General features: G+C 43.8%; 16 protein-coding genes. 6 read left to right on the forward strand and 10 right to left on the reverse strand.

Features of this window, described 5'->3' with window-relative positions; genetic code table 11:
• Positions 1–70 precede the first annotated feature (70 nt).
• From cysD to GCHA_RS00545, 5 genes are read left to right on the forward strand one after another with little or no spacing between them, the layout of a single operon-like run.
• On the forward strand, positions 71–985 hold the full coding sequence (cysD, locus tag GCHA_RS00525; protein ID WP_013754073.1) for a sulfate adenylyltransferase subunit CysD: 915 nt from the start codon (positions 71–73) through the stop codon (positions 983–985).
• On the forward strand, positions 985–1,581 hold the full coding sequence (gene cysC / locus GCHA_RS00530; protein ID WP_007983995.1) for an adenylyl-sulfate kinase: 597 nt from the start codon (positions 985–987) through the stop codon (positions 1,579–1,581). Before cysD ends, cysC begins: the two co-directional genes overlap by 1 nt.
• The gene (gene cysQ, locus GCHA_RS00535) at positions 1,581–2,369 is read left to right on the forward strand and encodes a 3'(2'),5'-bisphosphate nucleotidase CysQ (RefSeq protein WP_007983997.1); all 789 of its coding nucleotides are present in this window, start codon (positions 1,581–1,583) and stop codon (positions 2,367–2,369) included. Before cysC ends, cysQ begins: the two co-directional genes overlap by 1 nt.
• Positions 2,370–2,371: 2 nt before the next feature.
• On the forward strand, positions 2,372–3,781 hold the full coding sequence (gene cysN, locus GCHA_RS00540) for a sulfate adenylyltransferase subunit CysN (protein ID WP_007983999.1): 1,410 nt from the start codon (positions 2,372–2,374) through the stop codon (positions 3,779–3,781).
• A gap of 18 nt (positions 3,782–3,799) precedes the next feature.
• A complete protein-coding gene (locus GCHA_RS00545) occupies positions 3,800–5,527 on the forward strand; it encodes an SLC13 family permease (protein WP_007984001.1) in 1,728 nt (575 codons plus the stop codon).
• A gap of 123 nt (positions 5,528–5,650) precedes the next feature.
• On the opposite strand, the gene rluF is transcribed toward GCHA_RS00545, so the two are convergent.
• From rluF to GCHA_RS00580, 7 genes are all read right to left on the reverse strand, one after another.
• Positions 5,651–6,571: a 23S rRNA pseudouridine(2604) synthase RluF gene (rluF, locus tag GCHA_RS00550; protein ID WP_083881805.1), complete on the reverse strand. Its 921-nt coding sequence runs from the start codon at positions 6,569–6,571 to the stop codon at positions 5,651–5,653.
• 85 nt (positions 6,572–6,656) lie between these two features.
• Complete coding sequence (locus GCHA_RS00555; protein ID WP_007984006.1) at positions 6,657–9,455, reverse strand: DUF349 domain-containing protein; 2,799 nt, start codon at positions 9,453–9,455, stop codon at positions 6,657–6,659.
• Positions 9,445–9,726 (reverse strand): YeaC family protein, encoded by a 282-nt coding sequence (locus GCHA_RS00560; protein ID WP_007984008.1) that lies wholly within the window; start codon positions 9,724–9,726, stop codon positions 9,445–9,447. Before GCHA_RS00560 ends, GCHA_RS00555 begins: the two co-directional genes overlap by 11 nt.
• Complete coding sequence (locus GCHA_RS00565) at positions 9,726–10,052, reverse strand: zinc ribbon domain-containing protein (protein WP_007984009.1); 327 nt, start codon at positions 10,050–10,052, stop codon at positions 9,726–9,728. The genes GCHA_RS00560 and GCHA_RS00565 overlap by 1 nt, the downstream gene beginning before the upstream one ends.
• A 94-nt stretch (positions 10,053–10,146) precedes the next feature.
• Positions 10,147–11,820 (reverse strand): alanine/glycine:cation symporter family protein, encoded by a 1,674-nt coding sequence (locus GCHA_RS00570; RefSeq protein WP_007984010.1) that lies wholly within the window; start codon positions 11,818–11,820, stop codon positions 10,147–10,149.
• A 95-nt stretch (positions 11,821–11,915) separates the two neighbouring features.
• Positions 11,916–13,043, reverse strand: coding sequence for a M14 family metallopeptidase (locus GCHA_RS00575; RefSeq protein WP_007984011.1), 1,128 nt, complete (start codon positions 13,041–13,043; stop codon positions 11,916–11,918).
• Positions 13,044–13,306: 263 nt separating this feature from the next.
• The gene (locus GCHA_RS00580; RefSeq protein ID WP_007984013.1) at positions 13,307–14,758 is read right to left on the reverse strand and encodes a glyceraldehyde-3-phosphate dehydrogenase; all 1,452 of its coding nucleotides are present in this window, start codon (positions 14,756–14,758) and stop codon (positions 13,307–13,309) included.
• A gap of 100 nt (positions 14,759–14,858) precedes the next feature.
• Here GCHA_RS00580 and GCHA_RS00585 point away from each other — a divergent pair, with 100 nt between their 5' ends.
• Positions 14,859–15,731: a DUF2989 domain-containing protein gene (locus GCHA_RS00585; RefSeq protein WP_007984014.1), complete on the forward strand. Its 873-nt coding sequence runs from the start codon at positions 14,859–14,861 to the stop codon at positions 15,729–15,731.
• 125 nt (positions 15,732–15,856) lie between these two features.
• Here GCHA_RS00585 and msrB read toward each other — a convergent pair whose 3' ends face one another.
• The 3 genes from msrB to glgB all read right to left on the reverse strand — a co-directional run bounded on the left by msrB (position 15,857) and on the right by glgB (position 20,621).
• Positions 15,857–16,246, reverse strand: coding sequence for a peptide-methionine (R)-S-oxide reductase MsrB (msrB, locus tag GCHA_RS00590; RefSeq protein ID WP_007984015.1), 390 nt, complete (start codon positions 16,244–16,246; stop codon positions 15,857–15,859).
• A 106-nt stretch (positions 16,247–16,352) separates the two neighbouring features.
• Complete coding sequence (gene glgX / locus GCHA_RS00595; protein ID WP_007984016.1) at positions 16,353–18,428, reverse strand: glycogen debranching protein GlgX; 2,076 nt, start codon at positions 18,426–18,428, stop codon at positions 16,353–16,355.
• A gap of 3 nt (positions 18,429–18,431) precedes the next feature.
• Entirely contained in the window at positions 18,432–20,621 is a 2,190-nt protein-coding gene (gene glgB / locus GCHA_RS00600) for a 1,4-alpha-glucan branching protein GlgB (protein ID WP_007984017.1), read from the reverse strand.
• Between the last annotated feature and the right edge of the window lie 8 nt (positions 20,622–20,629).

Genomic DNA, 20,629 nt, shown 5'->3' on the forward strand with positions numbered 1-20,629 from the left:
CTAGTTTTCGTGATATTGTTCTATGCATATAAGATTTTAGTATATCCATTAACCTAGCACGAGAAACTCTATGACTTCGTCGATTCCAAACGTTACACATTTGAAACAGCTAGAAGCGGAAAGTATTCACATTTTTCGTGAAGTGGCAGCTGAATTTGATAACCCAGTGATGCTTTACTCCGTAGGTAAAGACTCCTCGGTATTGTTGCATTTAGCCCGTAAAGCTTTTGCACCCGGTAAAATTCCTTTTCCTTTGCTTCATGTTGATACCACGTGGAAATTCCATGAGATGATTGCCTTTCGTGATGAAATGGCAAAGAAGCACGACCTAGACTTGTTGGTTCATATCAATCAAGAAGGCGTTGATATGAATATAAGCCCTTTCGTGCATGGCAGTGCTAAGCACACTGATATAATGAAAACGGTTGGACTTAAGCAAGCATTAAATAAATATAAATTTGATGCGGCCTTTGGTGGTGCACGGCGTGACGAAGAAAAATCACGAGCCAAAGAGCGTGTTTATTCTTTCCGTGATGAAAACCATCGCTGGGATCCCAAAAATCAACGCCCTGAATTATGGAATATCTATAATTCACAAATTAACAAAGGCGAGAGCATCCGTGTATTCCCTATGTCTAACTGGACTGAGTTAGATATTTGGCAATACATCTACATGGAAAATATCGAAATTCCTTCGTTGTATCTAGCCAAGCCGCGTCCCGTTGTTGAGCGCGATGGTTTGCTGATCATGGTTGATGATGAACGCATGCCTTTAGAAGAAGGTGAAACCCCAGAAATGCGTTCAGTGCGTTTTAGAACACTGGGCTGCTATCCGCTGACCGGAGCAGTTGAATCGACGGCCAATACGTTACCTGAAGTCATCCAAGAAATGCTGCTAACGAAGACGTCTGAACGTCAGGGCCGCGTGATTGATAACGATTCATCTGGTTCTATGGAAAAGAAAAAGATGGAAGGTTACTTCTAATGGAAAACAACATTGTTTGGCATCAACATGACGTCGACAAGCAGCGCCGCGCTCAGGCTAAAGGGCAAAAACCGTGTGTTGTATGGCTAACAGGGTTAAGCGGCTCAGGCAAATCTACCATTGCTAATTTATTGGAAAAAAAACTAGCGGATAATGGTAAACATACCTACTTGCTCGACGGCGATAACGTGCGTCATGGGCTCAATGGCGATCTTACCTTTAGCGATAAAGACCGCGTTGAAAACATTCGTCGCATCAGTGAACTAGCTAAGCTCTTCGTAGATTCAGGCTTGATTGTAATTACTGCATTTATCTCGCCGTTTAAAGGTGAGCGTGACTATTGCCGCAATCTATTGCAAGAAAATGAGTTTGTAGAGGTGTTTGTTGATACCCCGTTAGAGGAGTGCGAAAAGCGCGATCCTAAAGGGTTATATCAAAAAGCACGTGCTGGAGAAATCACCGATTTCACAGGCATAAGCTCCCCCTATGAAGCACCAGAGTCGCCAGAGGTTATCCTCAACTTTAGTGGCCAAAGTGCACAGGAGTCTGCTGAGCAGCTTTTCACTCAATTAAAGCAAAAAGGATTGATTGACTAATGCTAGATAGCACATTAATAGACAAAGTGACGCAGATTGCTCACCAAGCCGGTGAAGCCATAATGGAAATCTATCAGCGTGATTTCGCCATTTATGAAAAGTCTGATGAAAGCCCGCTGACTGAGGCCGATTTAGCTGCCCACAATTGTATTGTGAACGGCTTACAAGCCGTATCAGATTTACCTATTTTGTCAGAAGAGTCTGCCAATATTCCTTGGTCAGAGCGACAAACGTGGGATAAATACTGGTTAGTAGACCCTCTTGATGGCACCAAAGAGTTTATTAAAAAGAACGGCGAATTTACGGTCAATATCGCGTTGATTGATAATGGTGAACCCGTCTTTGGCGTGGTTTTCGCCCCCGTTTTAAAACAAACCTATGTCGGTGTAGTAGGCCAAGGGGCTTATAAGCTTGAAGGCGATAGTCGCACAGCCATTAGCCCTAAAACAAAGAGCGAAGGTGAACAGTGGCGCGTAGTAGGCAGCCGTTCACATCAAAGCCCTGACATTCAAGCGCTACTTGCCAAACTTGGCGGAGAGCCTGAGCTTGTCGCCATGGGCAGTTCATTAAAGTTATGTTTGGTTGCTGAAGGTGCAGCACATTTGTACCCGCGTTTAGGCCCCACGTCCGAATGGGACACAGGTGCAGCTGACGCAGTGGTTCGTGCTGCAGGTGGTAAAGTGACGATTATTGAAAGTGCCACCAATGTGTTCGACGAACACGCTAAACCTCTTAGTTACAATCAAAAAGAATCCGTTTTAAACCCTTATTTTCTTGTGAGTTGCTGATCATGAATAGTGAAAATGCGTTATTACAATCTGACATCCTTGCGTACCTTGAGCAGCATGAAAAGAAAGACATGCTGCGTTTTTTAACCTGCGGTAGCGTAGATGACGGTAAAAGTACTTTAATTGGTCGTTTATTACACGACTCGAAAATGATTTATGAAGATCAACTTGCCGCTATTACTAAAGACAGTAAAAAGTCTGGTACCACTGGCGACAAAGTAGATTTAGCGTTGTTGGTTGATGGCCTTGCCTCAGAGCGTGAGCAAGGGATCACCATAGATGTAGCCTACCGCTACTTCTCAACGGATAAACGTAAATTTATCATTGCTGACACCCCTGGACATGAGCAATACACCCGCAACATGGTAACAGGCGCTTCAACGTGCGATCTTGCGATCATATTGGTTGACGCCCGCGCTGGCGTTAAAACCCAAACCCGTCGTCACTCATTTTTAGTATCTCTACTAGGCATAAAACATGTCATTGTGGCGATAAACAAAATGGATTTGATGGAATATAGCGAAGAAGTATACGAGAACATCAAAAAAGATTACTTGGTCTTTTCTGAGCAACTCGATATCCCTGATATCCAGTTTGTCCCTATCTCTGCGCTTGATGGCGATAACGTTGTTAACAAAAGCGAAAATACCCCTTGGTTTCAAGGTAGTACATTGATGAAAACCTTGGAAAATATCGAAATCGGCAGTGATGCCAATGTCGATGATTTCCGCTTTCCTGTACAGTATGTTAACCGCCCTAACCTTAATTTCCGTGGTTTTGCTGGCACTGTGGTGTCTGGCCAAATCAAGAAAGGCGATAAGATCACAGCCCTGCCCTCAGGTAAGCAATCGACGGTGCGCTCTATCGTTGGTTTCGGAGGTGAGCAAGAGATAGCACATACCCCGCTGACAACCACAATCACCCTTGAAGATGAAATTGATATTTCACGTGGTGATATGATTGTTAAGTCTGACAACTTGCCGCTGCAAAGTAGCGCCTATGAAGTCAACTTAGTCTGGATGGATGAATCCCCATTAATGCCTAACAAGCAGTATGGTTTCAAATTCGCCACTAAGTTTGTTCCTGGTAGCGTAACGAATATCGATTATCAGATTGACGTTAACACCATGGAACACAAGGAGGCAGTGCGCCTTAATCTAAATGAAATTGGCGTCGGTAAAATTAAACTGACCCAGTCTGTCGCTTGTGATCCGTATACGAAAAACCGTGAAACAGGTGCATTCATTATCATCGACCGTCTCACTAACAGCACAGTAGGCGCCGGTATGGTGATTGACACAGCGCAAGAATCAAGTGCAAAAGCTGAATTTTCGGAATTTGAACTTGAGTTTAACGCGTTAGTCAGAAAGCACTTCCCTCATTGGAATGCTACCGATATCACTAAGCTGTAGGCGCAACGTCGATACTATATGGACATAAACCAGTTTCTGGTATTAGCAATATTTACCGGTACATTAGCGGCGCTTATTCTGACGAATAAGCGCCCTTCTTCTATTTTTGCAGGTACACTGCTCGCGCTCTTATTGAGCCAGCAACTGTCTCTTTCAAACATAGCGAATAATTTCACTAACCAAGGTTTAATTACCTTGGTGCTGTTGCTCATTGTCAGCACCGCCGTAGACAAAACGTCGTTGGTAAAACGTCTTGGCCGGACTTTGATAGTGGCAAACTTTAAACACAGCTATTGGCGATTATTCGGGCTTACTTTTGTTTCATCCGCTTTTTTAAACAATACAGCGGTGGTTGCCAGCCTGATCGGCCCGACAAAACAGAATCAATACCATCCTGCTTCACGTTTGCTTATCCCGCTTTCCTATGCAGCTATTCTAGGTGGCACGGTAACGCTAATTGGTACCTCAACAAACCTGATCGTCGATAGTTTTATGCGTGAGCATGGTCACGCTGGCTTTAACTTTTGGGATTTCACGCTGTATGGTCTTATCGCCGGTCTCAGCTGTGGTTTATTGATGTTTCTGCTCAGCCCTATGTTGCCTTCAATCGAAAATAAAAACCGCCAATACAACAGTTATTTTATCGAGGCTAAAGTAGAAGCGGATTCTGAGTTAATCGGTAAAAGCGTTGAACAAAATCACTTGCGAAACCTACCTGATTTATTCTTAGTCGAAGTGGTTCGCAACGGTCAACTCATTAGCCCAGTCAATCCGGGCCTGGTGATACAACAAAACGATAAATTGATTTTTTCTGGTGATATCCAAAAAGTAGATAACCTAAGTCACATTAAAGGTTTGTCTCTGTTTGCTGAGTCAAATGGTTTACTACGCGAAAACCTCACAGAGGTGATTATTTCAAACCGCGCACAGATTATTGGGAAAACCCTTAAAAGCATCGGATTCAGGGCATTGTTTGACGCGGCGGTTGTAGCCATTCGCCGAGATGGGGAAACACTGTCCGGTAAACTGGGGGAAATAAAACTTCAATCTGGGGACTTTTTATTACTGGCCACTGGCCCTGACTTTGTTCAGCGTCAGAATTTAACCAAGAACTTTTTTATATTATCTGAGAAAAAGGTCGCGAAAAAACTACTCAATAAACAAGAGTGGATAACCCTAGGTGGGTTTATTTTGACAATTGCGCTAGCGGCAGCGAGCGTTGTCCCACTAGCCACAGGATTACTCTTTTTCCTAGCAGTGTTAGTAGCAACCCATGTCACGTCAATGAACGAAGTAAAACGTCACTTGCCTTTAGAGCTTATCATCGTGATTGTTGGCGCGTTGAGCCTTGCCAGTGCGCTTGAAGGTGCTGGAGTTATTACCTTGCTCACTAACGTTCTTGAGCCTTATATGACAAGCTCAAGCCCGTTTATCGCTCTGGTCATTATTTACCTCACCACTCTACTATTAACCGAAGTCGTCACCAATAATGCTGCGGCAGCATTAATGTTCCCCTTTGCTTATGGCTTAGTAGAAAGTTTAGGTGTGCCGTTAATGCCCTTTGCCTTAGCCGTCGCATTTGCTGCAAGCGCAAGCTTTATTTCACCCTACGGTTATCAAACAAATTTACTGGTATTTAGCGCAAGCAATTATAAATTTAAGCACTTTGTGAAATTTGGCCTGCCAATTTCGATTTGTTATTCCGCTATCGTGCTATCTCTGTTGAAATACACGTACCAGCTCTAATGCTGTTAACAGCTTCAATCATATAGACACTCTCACGCTTGAAAAATAGCGAACCATTGAGTCAAAAAAAGACGAGAGCATTACTGCTCTCGTCTTTTTCTAAGCTTGATATAAGTGTAGTTATTATCTTTTTGGCGCGCGGCGGGAGCTAGTTTTAGCTGATGATGCAGAGTGATTTTTCACTTGGCTTCGCTCTGGTCCTCTATCCGACTTCAATCCTCGATTACCGCTTCGTTTTGCAACATGATTTGTACGCTTATCTGGCACGGCAGTGTCCGTTTTGTGCTTAGCGTCCTCGGCTGTTTTCGTCGAGCCCGCCACCGCACTGTTGATTTCGTGCATTTCATCGGGCGTTAAATTGCGCCACTGTCCTACTTTTAACCCTGCTAAACGAATAGACATGATGCGACTGCGCTTTAGCTTAGTCACGCCATAGCCTAAGTACTCACACATACGCCGAATTTGACGATTTAAGCCTTGCGTTAAAATAATTCGAAAGACGAATTTGCTTTGCATGGTTACCGTACAGGGTTTGGTGACAGTGTCGAGTATGGGCACACCAGCCGCCATAGCCTGTATAAAGCGCTCGGTAAGCGGTCTATCCACCGTCACTATGTATTCTTTGTCATGGGCGTTTTCGGCGCGCAGAATTTTATTGACTATGTCCCCGTCGCTGGTCAAAAAGATCAACCCTTCAGAAGGTTTGTCTAAGCGCCCAATAGGGAAAATGCGCTCCCGATGGCCAATCGCATCAATAATATTCCCTTTCACATGGCGCTCTGTGGTGCAGGTGATACCAACCGGCTTGTGATAAGCCAAATATACTCTGTCTGACTTATTTTCTGCACTTGCTTTAACCAAGTTGCCATCCACTCGTACTTCGTCACCTGGCAACACCTTAGTGCCTAATTCGGGAATAACACCATTGATAGTCACTCGGTTGCTATCAATTAATTTATCTGCTTCTCTGCGAGAGCAAAAACCAGAATCACTGATGAACTTGTTCAAACGAATGCTGGAAGAGGTTGTATTCGAAGTATTCAATTTATTTCACTATATGTTGGTTAATGCCATTCGTTTTGCCCAGGCTGGCTAGGCAAAACGAATGTGAAACCTTAGAAAAGATAAGTTACGCAAAGCATCGTTGGGCACGAGTTAATAAAACCTGCTCTTGCTGAGCAACAGGACCATGTTGTATCCAACGTTTTAATAAGGACGCCTTATCATACTCAACACCTTGTTGCAGTTTATCCGCCATCAGTTGCAACTGTATTTCTTTGCGTAATGAATCGTCCGTCTGGGGTGATGGAACATCGCTAACGATCTCAAGCATCAATGTTAAATTCAGCCGCGGAACATCATGTTGCGCTAACGCTTTAAACGATTGCTGCCACTGGCTAGGTAAGCTATCTATTTCCTCAGGTAAAGCAGGAGTTTCCCAGCGTTTCAACACATCAAACAACTTGCGAAAACTTTGTGTCTTCGCTTGTAGCTCTAAGCTGGCGCGTTTTGCTTGGCGCTCCTCACCCAGCCCTGTTAAACGACGATACAAACCTGAGCTTAGGCCCTTAGGTAACGCTGATAGTTGTGCTTCTAACTCAGCTTCAGCAGCGCGCGTTTCATCCAGTTCACTGATGCTCTGTGCGGCGTTGACTGACTGCTGCATATTTGCCAATAACCCATTGACCGCTGAAACTTGGGCGTCATTGGCCTGTTTCTGTTGTTGATTGTGTGCTTTTCGCTTCGCAAACACGGCATCGTTAGCTTCACGAAACTGGTTCCACAGCAAATTTTCAGACTTACGTTGTACCTGCCCTACTTGCTTCCATTTTTCCTGTAACGCCTTTGCCTGTTCGATGGCTTGCGTGACATCGTCTACTGAGCTTAACCCTTGAGCTTGGGTAATCAATGCCTGCTTTTGAGCAGCATTTTCATTGAAATACACCTCAATTTGCTTTTTAAGGGGGGCCAGTGCTTGACGGTATGCGTTGTTTAATTCTGTCTTAACAGTGAAGTCTACATCGCCGATTTTTTGCCATTTTTGTTGCAGCTGTTGAACCACTTTGCTCAACTCACTTGCTTCTAAGCTTTGCTCTGCTAGGTCAGTAACCTCAACGATCAATGCTTGCTTTTGCACAAGGTTGCTCTCGCGCTGAGCTTGTTGCTTTTCAAAATGCTCACGACAAGGTGCAAACGCTTGCTCAATTAACGTGTCAAACTGCGCGTTTAACGCATCATCCTCTGGGGTATTTAACACCCCTAAGCTATTCCATCGCCGGCGTAACTCTCTGACTTGTTCTGCGCGAAGTGACACCGACAGGTTTGCTTTCACTAACGCTTCTGCCTCTTCAAGTAAGGCGGGTTTGCGTGGCATAGCAATATAGGCCTGCAACGACTTCAACTCTTCTATTTTGCTACTAACCTGCTCATACGTACGTTCGTTACGCTTTTTTTCTTGCTCAGGTAAGGCATCAAACCACTTACTCACCTTAGCAAACAGTCCTATTGCCGCTTTATACTTACCTTGTTCGATAAGTACCTCGATGGCTTTGGCTTTGCTACGAATACGACTAACCTCTTTTGAGATGCCAACAGTCAGAGCTTTAATTGCGCTTTGCCAGGTTTGCTGCAAAGCGCTAAATTGTTTATCTAGTGCTTTAGGCCAGCTGTCCTGATATGACTCACGCAATTTACGCCATTGCCCCTGCTTTTCTTTAAGCACGTGTTGCGCTTGTTGCACGTCAATCGCTTGCTCGGGAACCGCCATTTGAGCAAATTCCGTTATTAAGGCATCGGCTTGTTTCAGTGAGTCTTGAAATGCGGGAAGATGATTAAAGGTATGCTGGCGCTTTTGCAATGCAACAAGCAACGAATTTAACGCAGCCTTTTGTGATGCCATGCCCACTGAATCAGCTTCCAGTATCAAGTTTTCAATTCGGCCAGTGCGGTTTTGAATCTCTGTTTGCGCTTGCTCAGTTTGTGCCAGGGTAATACTCGAAATATCCCCTGCGAGCATGTCAGACAACCAAACCTGCATGGCTTGCGTATCGGCAGTGGCATGTTGAACAGCGTCTGCTAGGTTACGTTTCTTTTGTTCTGCGTGGTACAAGGGTGCCAGCTCTGCATCCAAAATGTCTAACTTGCTACTAAGCTCATCGAATTTCGTTATAAACTCTTGGCGTTTATCAGCTGAAAGACAATCAAATTGAGCTGAATATAGGGCATATTCTTGATTTAGTTTACTGCGTGTGTCCAGCAACTTAGCATAATCGCGCTGATCTCTAAGGGCCAGCAAGCGCGACAACACAAGGCGAGTGCTCTTTTCTACGGCAACAGGCTGTGTTTTGGCAAACTCTATTTGCTCGAGTTTGTTTTTTGCTAAAGACTTAATATGCTCACCAGGCGCCTTTTTAATGATTTTTTGTAAGCTTGCCGGGCTATCAGCGTATACCAGTAGCGCCTGTTGCAAATCACTATCTTGGCTTGCTAATAATATAGGTAATGCTAATTGCGGCTTGTTCAACACTGACAAAATATGCAGCACTAATTTAGGCTCTTGCTGCACCCAAGGCTGTTTAATCAAGCGCTCTAGTAGCTTATTGTTTTTGCATTCATACGCAAACTCGCGCTTTTTTTGTTGGCTTAACACACTTTCATCATCGCCAAATAAGGTATTTTCGACCATTTGCTGAGCGCGCTTTAAGACGCGTTCGCTCTTAGCAATTTCAGACATTTTATACCAGAGCACGAAGCTGTTTAACTTGCTTAAAGCAGCCAAACTAACGTTCACATCTTCATCATTAAAGGCCAGTTCATGTAAAATCGACTTTTGTTCTGGCACCTCACCAGACAAAGAATCAATTGCAGCAATCCGCACCGCGGGTTTAGGGTCTTGGTGCTTAGGGCGAAACAGTTTTTTAAATATCATTTTCGGTAAACCGCGCTATGGTGTTTTTGTCATTAAGCTCTTGCTTGAATTGCTGGCGACTTTTTTGCACTATTTCACCGCTTGCACCGACCGTCATATGCTGATCAGATTTCAGCACTTTCGCTTGATATAACATCACAGCCTGCATAGTCGTTTCGCGCTGTGCTTCGGTTAATCGGTTGCCATCCAGCCATTTACCGGTTTCAACCGCTTGCAATAATTTTTGATAAACCTCTGGGGTCATCGATCTAAGTAACATTTCTGGGTTCATTAATTAGACTTCTTGACGAAAACGAGACGCACACGATTAACGATGTACCAAACAAAGCCAATGACTGCCACGCCCACTGCAATGTTATATTGCAATTCACCTGGTACAGCCCCGCCCCAATACATAAAACCAAACCCTGTTACAAACATGAGCATGGCTATCATTGATTGGGTTTGAATTTTTTGTGACTTCAAGTATTTCTGTAAATTGCGTTTACGAGCAATGTCCTCTTCGCTTGCTTGGCCTAAAGCAAAACCGCAATGGTTACATTCTTCGGCTTTATCAGAGACTTTTTTATTGCACGATGGGCAATCAATTAATGCCATTATTCACTCCACTACTTTTATGGTTAACTATTTGACCTTAACATCAGATCGCAAAAGCGCGGACAATGCCGCGCTTGGTGCACTATCACACTAATTACGATTTATGTTCTTTCTTAAAATCATCCCAGTATTGATTGACTGATTCTTTCATTTCTTTACGCAGTAAAAATATGCCTAATAAGTTCGGTAATGTCATTACGACTATGGCGACGGCAGAAAGTGTCCATACCAAAGTGGTATCTGATACGGCCGCCCAAACAAAGGCGAATACGTACACCACTCGATATGGCATGACTGATCGCGGCCCTAATAAATAGGTCATCGCGCGGTCACCGTAATAGGACCACGCTATCGCCGTTGAAAACGCGAACAATAACAAGCCAATCGATACAATGTATTTTCCTGATTCACCAAAGAACCCTTTGGTAAATGCCAGAGCCGTAAGACTCGCTGAATGGATCAGCGACTTACCCGAGACGACTATGTTGTCTTTAATCAGGCCACCATCAACGACTTTCAATTTACCAGTGAATAAATCTTCATCTTCACCGAAAGTAAATTTAACCTCTTCAGCTACTGAGCGTGCGTTCAATAACGTATAGCCACTGCTAATGGATTTACCATTAACGATTTGAATCTCGCCATTAAAAGGCTCGACGGTTGAGGTATTAAGATCATTGATATACGCATACAAGGCTTGGCGATCACTGTCATCCGTATCCGTGTAAGTGCCAGCTACTATCATCATATCACTGCGGTCAAAGACGTTTTGATGCTTTTCTTTCCACACCCCTGACGACAAAATAACCAAACCTGTGATAGTACAAATAATAATGGTGTCAATGAAGGGTTCCAAAATAGACACCATACCCTCAGACACCGGCTCATCGGTTTTCGCCGCTGCGTGAGCAATAGGCGCTGAACCTTGGCCCGCCTCGTTCGAGAATAATCCGCGGTTTACGCCTCGGTTAAATGCGTAAGCAATGGTCGCCCCTAAAAAGCCCCCAGTCGCCGCAGAGCCGGTAAACACATCACCGATAACAGACGCAAAAGCAGGCCCAATATTCTCAAGATTTGAGAAGATAACCGCCATAGCACCTATCAAGTAAATCAATGCCATCAAAGGTACGATTTTAGAGGTGACCGCAGCAATACGCGTAATGCCGCCTAAAATAACTAAGCCAAGCAATACACCTAAGATGCTGCCTACCACTAGAGGGTCGAAACCAAAAGTTGACTCAATACTGGCCGCAATATTATTACTTTGAGGAAGATTTCCCGTACCAAAGGAACTGATTACCGTAGCAATCGCGAACGCGACAGCAAGCCATTTCATATTTAAGCGTCTGTCCATGTAGTACATTGGGCCGCCTGCCATGGTTCCGTCAGCTGTTTTAACCCGATATTTATGAGATAACGTCACCTCAACAAACTTTGTTGTCATACCGAAGAACGCGGTCGCCCACATCCAAAAAAGTGCCGCTGGGCCGCCTAAGAAGATAGCAAACGCCACTCCACCGATATTCCCCGTTCCAACTGTACCTGATAATGCAGTGGTTAATGCTCGAAAATGCGTGGTATCCCCTTCAGAGCTTTTTTTATCATATTTACCCGTTACCACTTGCCAAGCGTGCTTAAAAAAACGCACTTGTGGGAATTTAAGGTAAATTGTAAAAAACAAACCTGTTCCTAGCAGCACATAAGGAAACCACCAAGCGCCCCCAAGCATTCCATCTAACATTTTTAATAAATCATGAAAGCCTTCCACACTGTTCCCCTTACTTTTTTGTTTTTAATCGTTATAGTTTTATTATTGTGATCTTATTATTTTAAGTTGGATCATAAAGCTTACAGATACGCTGATTAGCGCAGCTCGTCTACCACCGCACGTATCGCAACGAGTACGTCTTGACCAAGTTGCTTACAGCGAATAGGTGACCAGCCATAGGCCGTATCCGGTATTTCAATATTATCTTTAAACGGCATTTCTAAGGTGTACGCCAAGCACGAAAACGCATGAGCAATCGCATTAGTTGCCACTGTCATATTCGCTTTGCCTGGTTCGTCTTTATCGTAACCGAAAACATCCTGAAACTCAGGCGTTGCGGTTAACAACGCATTTTTAAATGTGCTTTCTAGCTGTGCTATTCGTCCATCGTAGTTAGGGTTGCCTTCACTACCGGCGACAAAATTATAAGGTAGCGCTTCATCACCGTGCATATCTAGGAACAAATCTACGCCCGTTTGCTGCATTTTTTCAATCACTAAAAATACTTCTGGGCTGTTGTCCATACTCGGCGTTGCCCACTCGCGATTTAAATTAACTCCTTTAGCGTTAGTGCGTAAATGGCCTCGCACCGAACCATCCGGGTTCATATTTGGCACAACATAGAAGACCGCTTTATCTAACAACAACCGTGCTAGACCATCATCCTTGTCCAACAAGCGCTCTAAAAGCCCTTCAACAAGCCACTCGGCCATGGTTTCGCCTGGATGCTGACGTGCAGTGATCCAAATTGCCTTTTTCCCTTCACCGGGTTCCCCTATGGTCAACATTGACATGTCTCGGCCATCTAATGTGTTACCTAGAAATGTCTCTTCACACAAATCATTAGTTTGTGCCCAAGCAAGTAAATCTAAATGTCGCTCGTAACCATAAGGCGCAAAATAGGCAAAGTAGATTTGCCCCTGCTCAGGTGTATGCTCGATGATAAGGTTATTGCCGTCAAATTCAGTTTCGACACGAAACCACTCTTGTCTATCGTAAGATGCAACGGCTTGGTAGTTTTTCCAGCCTTCAGGGTACGCTGATTTTTCGAGGTCGGTAATAGTGAGGCGATGTGATATCCAAGGGCGGGTATCTAATTTAAAATGAAACCATTGATAAAAGTCTGATTGGTTGTCTTTATTAATTGCGAGCTGAATGTCGCTTTCGCTGTGCGTTGATATAACGCGAATATTACCACTGTCAAAATTGCTACTAATTCTCACATTAACTGTCCATCTAATTTAACCGCGGTCAATTTAGCATAATGTCAGACTAAAAAGCCAAAGATGCGCTGTTTTTTGTCAGCAGAATTACAACATTTTATCCTGCAAAGCTGAGCCATGCTGTGATAGTCAGAGACATTGTTTGCCACAGCAAAACGTATTGTTTATTTCCCGTACAAAAAGACCTATACAAAAAAGGCGTGCTACCTAAACAAGAAAGTAACACGCCCACTCAGAAACTCGGTTTTTACGTTATAAAAAGATTATTGTACCTTTGGTAAATTCGGGTAATACAAACCCGCCATATCCTGCACCACGCGCAATACTTGGCAGCTATAACCAAATTCATTGTCATACCACACATACAAAGTGGCTCTATTACCCGCGACAATTGTGGCTTGAGAGTCCACGACAGATGCAGCTCGCGAACCTACTAAATCAGTCGACACAATTTCTTTTGAGCTGGTGTAATCCACTTGATTTTGTAGCGGTGAAAACAATGAAACATCGCGTAAGAAGGCATTTATTTGTGCCTTATCAGTCTCTTGAGACAAGTGTAAATTTAAAATAGCCAGTGACACATTCGGCGTAGGAACGCGTATAGAACTCCCCGTTAACTTACCCTCAAGTTGCGGATAGGCTTTCGCCACAGCGCTTGCCGCTCCCGTTTCAGTGATCACCATATTCAATGCAGCACTGCGCCCACGGCGATCCGCTTTATGGAAATTATCAATGAGATTTTGATCATTGGTAAAAGAGTGCACCGTTTCGACATGCCCGCCATTAATGCCGTATTCTTCATCCAGCGCTTTAAGCACAGGCGTAATCGCATTTGTGGTGCAGCTTGCTGCAGACAAAATAGTATCTTGCGATTGGATATCGGTTTGGTTTACCCCGTAAACGATATTTTTAATTGCGCCTTTACCCGGAGCCGTTAACAGGACTTTTTTCACCCCTTTGGATGTTAAGTGCTGCCCTAGCCCTGCCTCATCGCGCCACATACCGGTATTGTCCACGACAATGGCGTTTTCAATGCCATATTTGCTGTAATCCACTTCACTGGGTGCGTTAGCGTATATGACCTGAATATATGAGCCATTTGCTTTAATGGCATTGCGCTCTTTATCAACTGTGATGCTGCCATTGAAAGGGCCGTGCACTGAATCTCTGCGTAACAAGCTGGCGCGCTTTTCTAAGTCGCCTTCTTTGCCGCCACGAACCACTATCGCCCGTAAACGTAATTTATTGGTTTTCCCTTGGCGCTCAATCAATAGTCGAGCTAACAAACGTCCGATTCGGCCAAAGCCATAAAGTACGACATCTTGTGCGGTATGACTGTCATCAATATCTAAAATATCAGCAAGCTCTTCTTTTAGGTATTGCTCGATACTTTTGCCTTTATGTTCATCTTTAAAATGAAATGCATAGGCTAACTTTCCAAGATCAATTTGCGCAGGCGCAAGCGGTAATTTGCTTAACTCTTCAAGTAAAGGCCAGCTCTCGCGTAAACGCAGCTTCGTACCTTCTTTTAGGCGAACGGTACGGTGAGCTTTAATGATGTCGATGGTTGAAGCCCCAAGCATGGGACGACCATAAATTGATATTTCAACGGCTTTATTGCGATACAAATTCCCCAGTAACGGCAACATACGCTCCGCGTATTCTTGACGTTCTTGCCAACTGCTCATTAATGCTTGTTCAGATTGTTGATTCATGATCTTTAAAAACTCTCAAAAAACGTAGGTTGGCTCATAAAAAGCGACGAGATTGCTTGGATAAAGCAAAATGGGCCGTTATTCTAATCAAAGGAAGTAAATGCGCCAAATTGTTGAAAATTTACTAAATTCAGTAATTTGTGTTCTAAAATGGCAATATATTGGTAAATTAACTACAAGAGGTTTTATGCGAATTGCAGGCGTACTGTTGTCTATTTTTGCCGTCGCGGGGTGCGATGTATTGTTTCCGATGACGGCCACTAGAATATGTGAAGAACACGCCGAATTTTGCGCTGATCTTAACCCTGATGGTTGGTGCTTGGCCGAGAAAAGCCGCATTATCAAGCATCGATATGCCTACGACCAATCTCCTAGTGAGTTACTCGATTACTATTTATTAGAAGATTTTGAGAAGTATAAAGTCTGCATTAATAACGCGGCGCAAATAGAGCATATTGTACAGGTAGAAAAGCAAACCAAACGCAGACAAGCAGCCGTAAATGCAGAGCGCGAATTAAACCGTCTAATACATAAAACGCGTAACTCTAAAGAACCCCACTTGCTGCTTTATCACTGGTCTCGCTTTGGAAAACAAGAGGCATTGAAGCACTTCTTAGCGCTTGAAAAGCAAGGAAAACTGAATACGCCAAGCCTGCAATTAGGGCTCGCTTCTTATTACGTTAAGTTTGATTTAGACAAGGCGAAACACGCTTTATTTACTGCTTTGTCTCTGTATTCAGAAGACCAAGAAATAGACACAGATATATTTGTTAGCTTAAGTACCATAAACCTTAAACAGGAAAACTATGCTGATGCCTACGTATGGGCTTATGTTGCGAGTGAATTTGATGTACAGAACATAAGCCTTACGGAGATAAGACGCGCATTACCGTCAACGGTCGATACTGAAGCGTTAAAAGATAAGGCATTTGTATATATAGAAAATATCGAAGACAGAAGGTTTTTACTGTAGGTACTTGCAATTCTTTGTACAAAAAACGCGCAACAACTGAAAAAAACTTTCATAAAATAAATGTGAATTTATGCGTTTTTTTCAGTTCTGCGACTATTTAATTCCATTTTTCCGCTAACAAGCCGTTATTCAGTACTTTTATTGAACGATAAAGAAGCCGAATTGACACAAAAGCGCTCACCTGTAGGTTGAGGGCCATCGTTGAACACATGCCCTAAATGCGCGTCACAATGCTTACATACTATTTCAACGCGTTGCATGCCATGGCTATTATCTTGATGGAATTCGACGTTTTTCTCAGCACTTTGCGCTGAAAATGAAGGCCAACCACAACCCGCATCAAATTTATCCTCAGCATCAAACAACTTTTCACCGCAACAACGACACACATAATCACCTAGCGCCTCATTATTGAGTAATTCACCAGTAAAAGGACGCTCAGTTCCTTTTTGTCGGGTGACACGAAACTCTTCATCACTTAGTCTTTGGCGCCACTCTTGTTCAGTTAACTTCATAAATTTACCTCAAACTTTGCCATTGTTTGCAATAAATATGGGGGCCACTTTCGCTTTTTCTAGTCAAAATTTTATTGATTCATTCAGTGCAGTGACCCCGTGCCGCCTATATGGCGTTAAAAAGGCAAATACTGTTACTGGCCTGTTTATAGCAATTTTGTACCACCACTTCAGGTTGCTTACGCAGGTCTGCGTAGCGCGTATCTAGGGTTAATTTCCAACGTTGATTTGGCACATAAGTCGGACAATTAAACTGCACGTCATGGTCGCTGGCATTAAATACAATAAGCCAATGTTCAGTGGTTTCACCGGTTTCATATTCTTCACCCCGTAGCTCAACGGCAAAGCATTGGTTATCAGGGTCATGCCAATCATCTTCGAGTTTTCGTGCCCCGTCAGGGCGGTACCAATAAATTTTTGCCACATTGTGCGACAAATCAAAATTATCATCTCGAAGTTGCAAGTGATGAAGCAACACACTTTCTTTACGAATATTGATAACATGCTGACAAAACGCTAAAAACTGTCGCTTATTTTCATCTAAGTCCCAGTCTAACCAACTGATGGGATTATCTTGGCAATAGGCATTGTTATTACCCTGTTGTGTGCGACTTAACTCATCTCCGCCGAGTACATGGGGAATACCTTGCGATAGCAATAAGGTGGTAAATAAATTTCTCTTTTGCTGTTCGCGCATGGCAATAATATCGGTGTCTGTTGTGGGACCCTCTACCCCATAATTGGCCGATAAATTATGCCCATGACCGTCGCGGTTTTGCTCACCATTTGCTTCATTATGACGCTCTTGATAACTCACCATATCCTGGAGCGTAAAGCCGTCGTGGTAGCTAACGTTATTTACCGAGGTTAATATCGAACGGCTTTCTTTTGGAAAAACGTCTCGAGAGCCAAGTAAACGCGTGGCAAAGTCACTGGTAGTGCCTTTATCACCGCGCCAAAATGCCCGCACGGTATCGCGATATTTGTCGTTGCATTCCAACCAATTTGACGGAAACTGACCTAGGCGATATCCACCATGACCAATATCCCAAGGCTCTGCAATTAACTTGCAGCCGAGCAGCACTGGATCTTGACGAATAGTTCTAAAGAAACCAGACAGGGCTGAAAACTCATAAGGGTCGCGACCCAAACTCGCCGCTAAATCGAAGCGGAATCCATCCACTCCCATTTCTTGCACCCAATAACGTAAGGCATCCATAACCATTTTGAGTACATAAGGAAAGGCAGTATTAACACTATTACCACAGCCTGAATTGTTGACAAATTTGTTGTAGTCAATCGCGCCGTATTCGTTGCGCTCAAACAGGTAAAAAGACGAGTTATCTAGTCCTTTAAAAGACAGCACTGGCCCGTCTAAGCCGCCTTCAGCGGTATGATTAAACACCACGTCCAGTATGATCTCGATGCCCGCTTCGTGATAGCAGTCGACCATGGTTTTAAATTCTGCGATAGCATCATCGATAACATACCTTGGCTCGGGACTAAAATAATTGATTGGGTTGTAGCCCCAATAATTAGTCAAACCTTTATTGGTAATGTATGGCTCGGGCATAAAGGCTGCCACAGGCATTAATTGTACTGCACTGATCCCTAAGTCTTTCAAATGCTCAATAATACACGGCTGGCACATACCTAAGTAGGTACCCTGCAATTTTGTCGGTACGTCTGGGTGCTGCGCCGTCATGCCTTTAACATGCGCTTCATAGAGTATGGTGTGATCAAGCGGCGTATTCGGTTTCGCGGGACGCTCTTGCTTACCTGAGTTTGCAACAACAACGCTTTTAGCCACCATTTTTTGGCTATCGCCAGCGTATAACTTAGCATCCCAAAACATGGGACGACTAAGGGCTTTCGCGTATGGGTCAATTAATAATTTCTCAGGCAAAAAGCGCGAACCTGACGCATCATGATCAGCCCCTGATGTACGATACCCGTATAACTGCCCTGCCTGAATGCCCTCTACGTAACAATGCCATACCTTGCCTGTTTTTGCGGGCATGTCGATAATAGCAATTTGCTCTTCGTCCTTTTCGCTAAAAAGACAAAGCTTAACCGAATCAGCATTAGGACAATGAACCGCAAAATTACATCCTCCCTCATCAAGCACGGCTCCTAAAAACAAAGCACTACCCGACTGAACTCGATAATTAACTGCTGTCATGGTTTACTTACCCTTATACAAAATAAATATCGTTGCCAACGGCGGTAATGACACACTAATAGAATACGCTTGATTGTTCCATGGCACTGCTTCGGCCTTGACGGTTTTATTCAAGCTGTGGCCACTACCCCAATATTGTTTGTCATCTGTATTCAATAACACGCTGTATTCGCCCAACGCTTTCACGCCAAATCTAAAGTTGGTACGTGGAACAGGAGTAAAATTGCTAGCTGCATACAATTGCTGCTTAGCATCTTTTGATTGGCGCAACATGACCAAAGTACTTTGCTCAGCATTTTCATGATCTATCCACTCAAAACCACGGTAATCGTGGTCCAGCTCGTGCAACGCAGGGTACTGAGTATAAATCTGATTTAAATCACGATAGAGCGCTTGTATACCACTATGCTTGTCAAACTCCAGCAAATGCCAATTGACTGAGCTGTCATGGTTCCACTCTGCTGATTGGCCTATTTCATTGCCCATAAAATTGAGTTTTTTACCTGGGTGAGCATACATAAATGCTGCATAACAGCGCAGATTTGCCGCTTGTTGCCATTCATCACCAGGCATTTTACGCAGTAGCGAGCCTTTACCATGCACCACTTCATCGTGAGAAATGGGCAATACAAAACTTTCATCAAATGCATACACCATCGAAAATGTCATTTCACCATGGTGATAGCGACGATAAGAAGGATCTTTTGAAATATAGTGCAGCGAGTCATGCATCCAGCCCATATTCCATTTAAAACCAAAGCCTAAACCTCCTTCAAATACCGGACGGGACACTTTCGCAAATGAAGTAGATTCCTCGGCTATGGTCATGGCATTCGGATAGTGAGAATAGACTTCTTTGTTCATCCACTGGAGTAAACTGATCGCTTCGTAGTTATGATTACCACCATCGACGTTGGGCACCCACTCACCGTCCTCTCGTGAATAATCCAAATACAGCATAGATGCCACCGCATCAACACGAAGGCCATCAATGTGGTACTTGTCTAACCAGAATAACGCATTGGCGACCAAAAATTGGCGCACGGTATCTTTACCAAAATCATAAATACACGAGTTCCAATCTGGGTGCCAGCCCTTGCGCGGGTCTTCATATTCGTAGACATGAGAACCATCAAAGCGCGCCAAGCCATGGCCGTCCTCTGGGAAGTGCGCTGGTACCCAATCAATGATCACGCCAATACCATTTTGGTGACACTGATCGACAAAGTATTTGAAGTCATCAGGCCCACCAAAACGACTCGTCGGAGCAAATAAACCAACGGGCTGATAACCCCAAGAACCATCGAAGGGAAACTCAGAAATAGGCAGAAGCTCTAAATGGGTATACCCCATATCTTTTACATAAGGAATAAGCTCGTTGACCAGCTCGCGATAGGTTAAAAACGTTTCCCCTGACTGGCTGTCGGGGCGCTTCCATGAGCCTAAGTGAACTTCATAGATACTCATGGCTTGCGCATACTTATCGCCCTGAACTTGTTGCTGCCATTGACTGTCATTCCATTGGTATTGCTCATGATCAAACACAACAGACGCATGAGATGGATATTGATCAGCATAAAAACCAACAGGATCGGCTTTATGGGGTAGCTCATTCCCCTGTCCATCTTTGATTTGGTACTTGTATTTATCACCAGCTTTCACGCCTGGAACCACCAGTACCCAATAACCAAAATCGGTTTTTTGCATGGGTAAACATGAACCATCCCAGTAATTAAAATCACCGATAACCGATACCGCACTTGCATTCGGAGCAAACACGGCAAATCGAGTGGCAGAAACAGCGTTTTTCAAACCAACATCTAATTCAATTAATTGTGCACCCAACTGTTGATAGACATTTTTTGGCAGGTGGTCGACAAAATGCACGGCATGAAAGGCTTGTTCTTGAAATTGGTACGGGTCAATGATGCGATACGTATCTTGAGCGTTTTTTACCTCGAAGGCATAGACTGCTGGGGGCTTGCCTTTAGTAAACTCAGCACTAAACAGATCGCTCTTGCCTTGCCTTTTAAGTTTACCTATGACCTTTTCAGTGGATAAATCAACCACACTTATTTCACTGGCATTGGGCACCCAAGCTGTGATGGAAAACGTTTTGTTAGTTTTTTTAACACCTAAGTGGGAAAAAGGAAGGGTACATTGAGCGCGTTGAAGCTGTGTTTCTATTTGCATTGTGCCGC

It is taken from the genome of Paraglaciecola chathamensis S18K6 (assembly GCA_000314955.1).
Lineage (GTDB): Bacteria > Pseudomonadota > Gammaproteobacteria > Enterobacterales > Alteromonadaceae > Paraglaciecola > Paraglaciecola chathamensis.

Coding starts and splice junctions, on each gene's coding strand:
- cysC (WP_007983995.1), top strand. CDS start 985: ATGGAAAACAACATTGTTTGGCATCAACATGACGTCGACAAGCAGCGC.
- msrB (WP_007984015.1), bottom strand. CDS start 16,246: ATGAAGTTAACTGAACAAGAGTGGCGCCAAAGACTAAGTGATGAAGAG.
- GCHA_RS00565 (WP_007984009.1), bottom strand. CDS start 10,052: ATGGCATTAATTGATTGCCCATCGTGCAATAAAAAAGTCTCTGATAAA.
- GCHA_RS00585 (WP_007984014.1), top strand. CDS start 14,859: ATGCGCCAAATTGTTGAAAATTTACTAAATTCAGTAATTTGTGTTCTA.
- cysQ (WP_007983997.1), top strand. CDS start 1,581: ATGCTAGATAGCACATTAATAGACAAAGTGACGCAGATTGCTCACCAA.
- GCHA_RS00545 (WP_007984001.1), top strand. CDS start 3,800: ATGGACATAAACCAGTTTCTGGTATTAGCAATATTTACCGGTACATTA.
- GCHA_RS00560 (WP_007984008.1), bottom strand. CDS start 9,726: ATGAACCCAGAAATGTTACTTAGATCGATGACCCCAGAGGTTTATCAA.
- cysD (WP_013754073.1), top strand. CDS start 71: ATGACTTCGTCGATTCCAAACGTTACACATTTGAAACAGCTAGAAGCG.
- GCHA_RS00555 (WP_007984006.1), bottom strand. CDS start 9,455: ATGATATTTAAAAAACTGTTTCGCCCTAAGCACCAAGACCCTAAACCC.
- GCHA_RS00580 (WP_007984013.1), bottom strand. CDS start 14,758: ATGAATCAACAATCTGAACAAGCATTAATGAGCAGTTGGCAAGAACGT.
- glgB (WP_007984017.1), bottom strand. CDS start 20,621: ATGCAAATAGAAACACAGCTTCAACGCGCTCAATGTACCCTTCCTTTT.
- glgX (WP_007984016.1), bottom strand. CDS start 18,428: ATGACAGCAGTTAATTATCGAGTTCAGTCGGGTAGTGCTTTGTTTTTA.
- cysN (WP_007983999.1), top strand. CDS start 2,372: ATGAATAGTGAAAATGCGTTATTACAATCTGACATCCTTGCGTACCTT.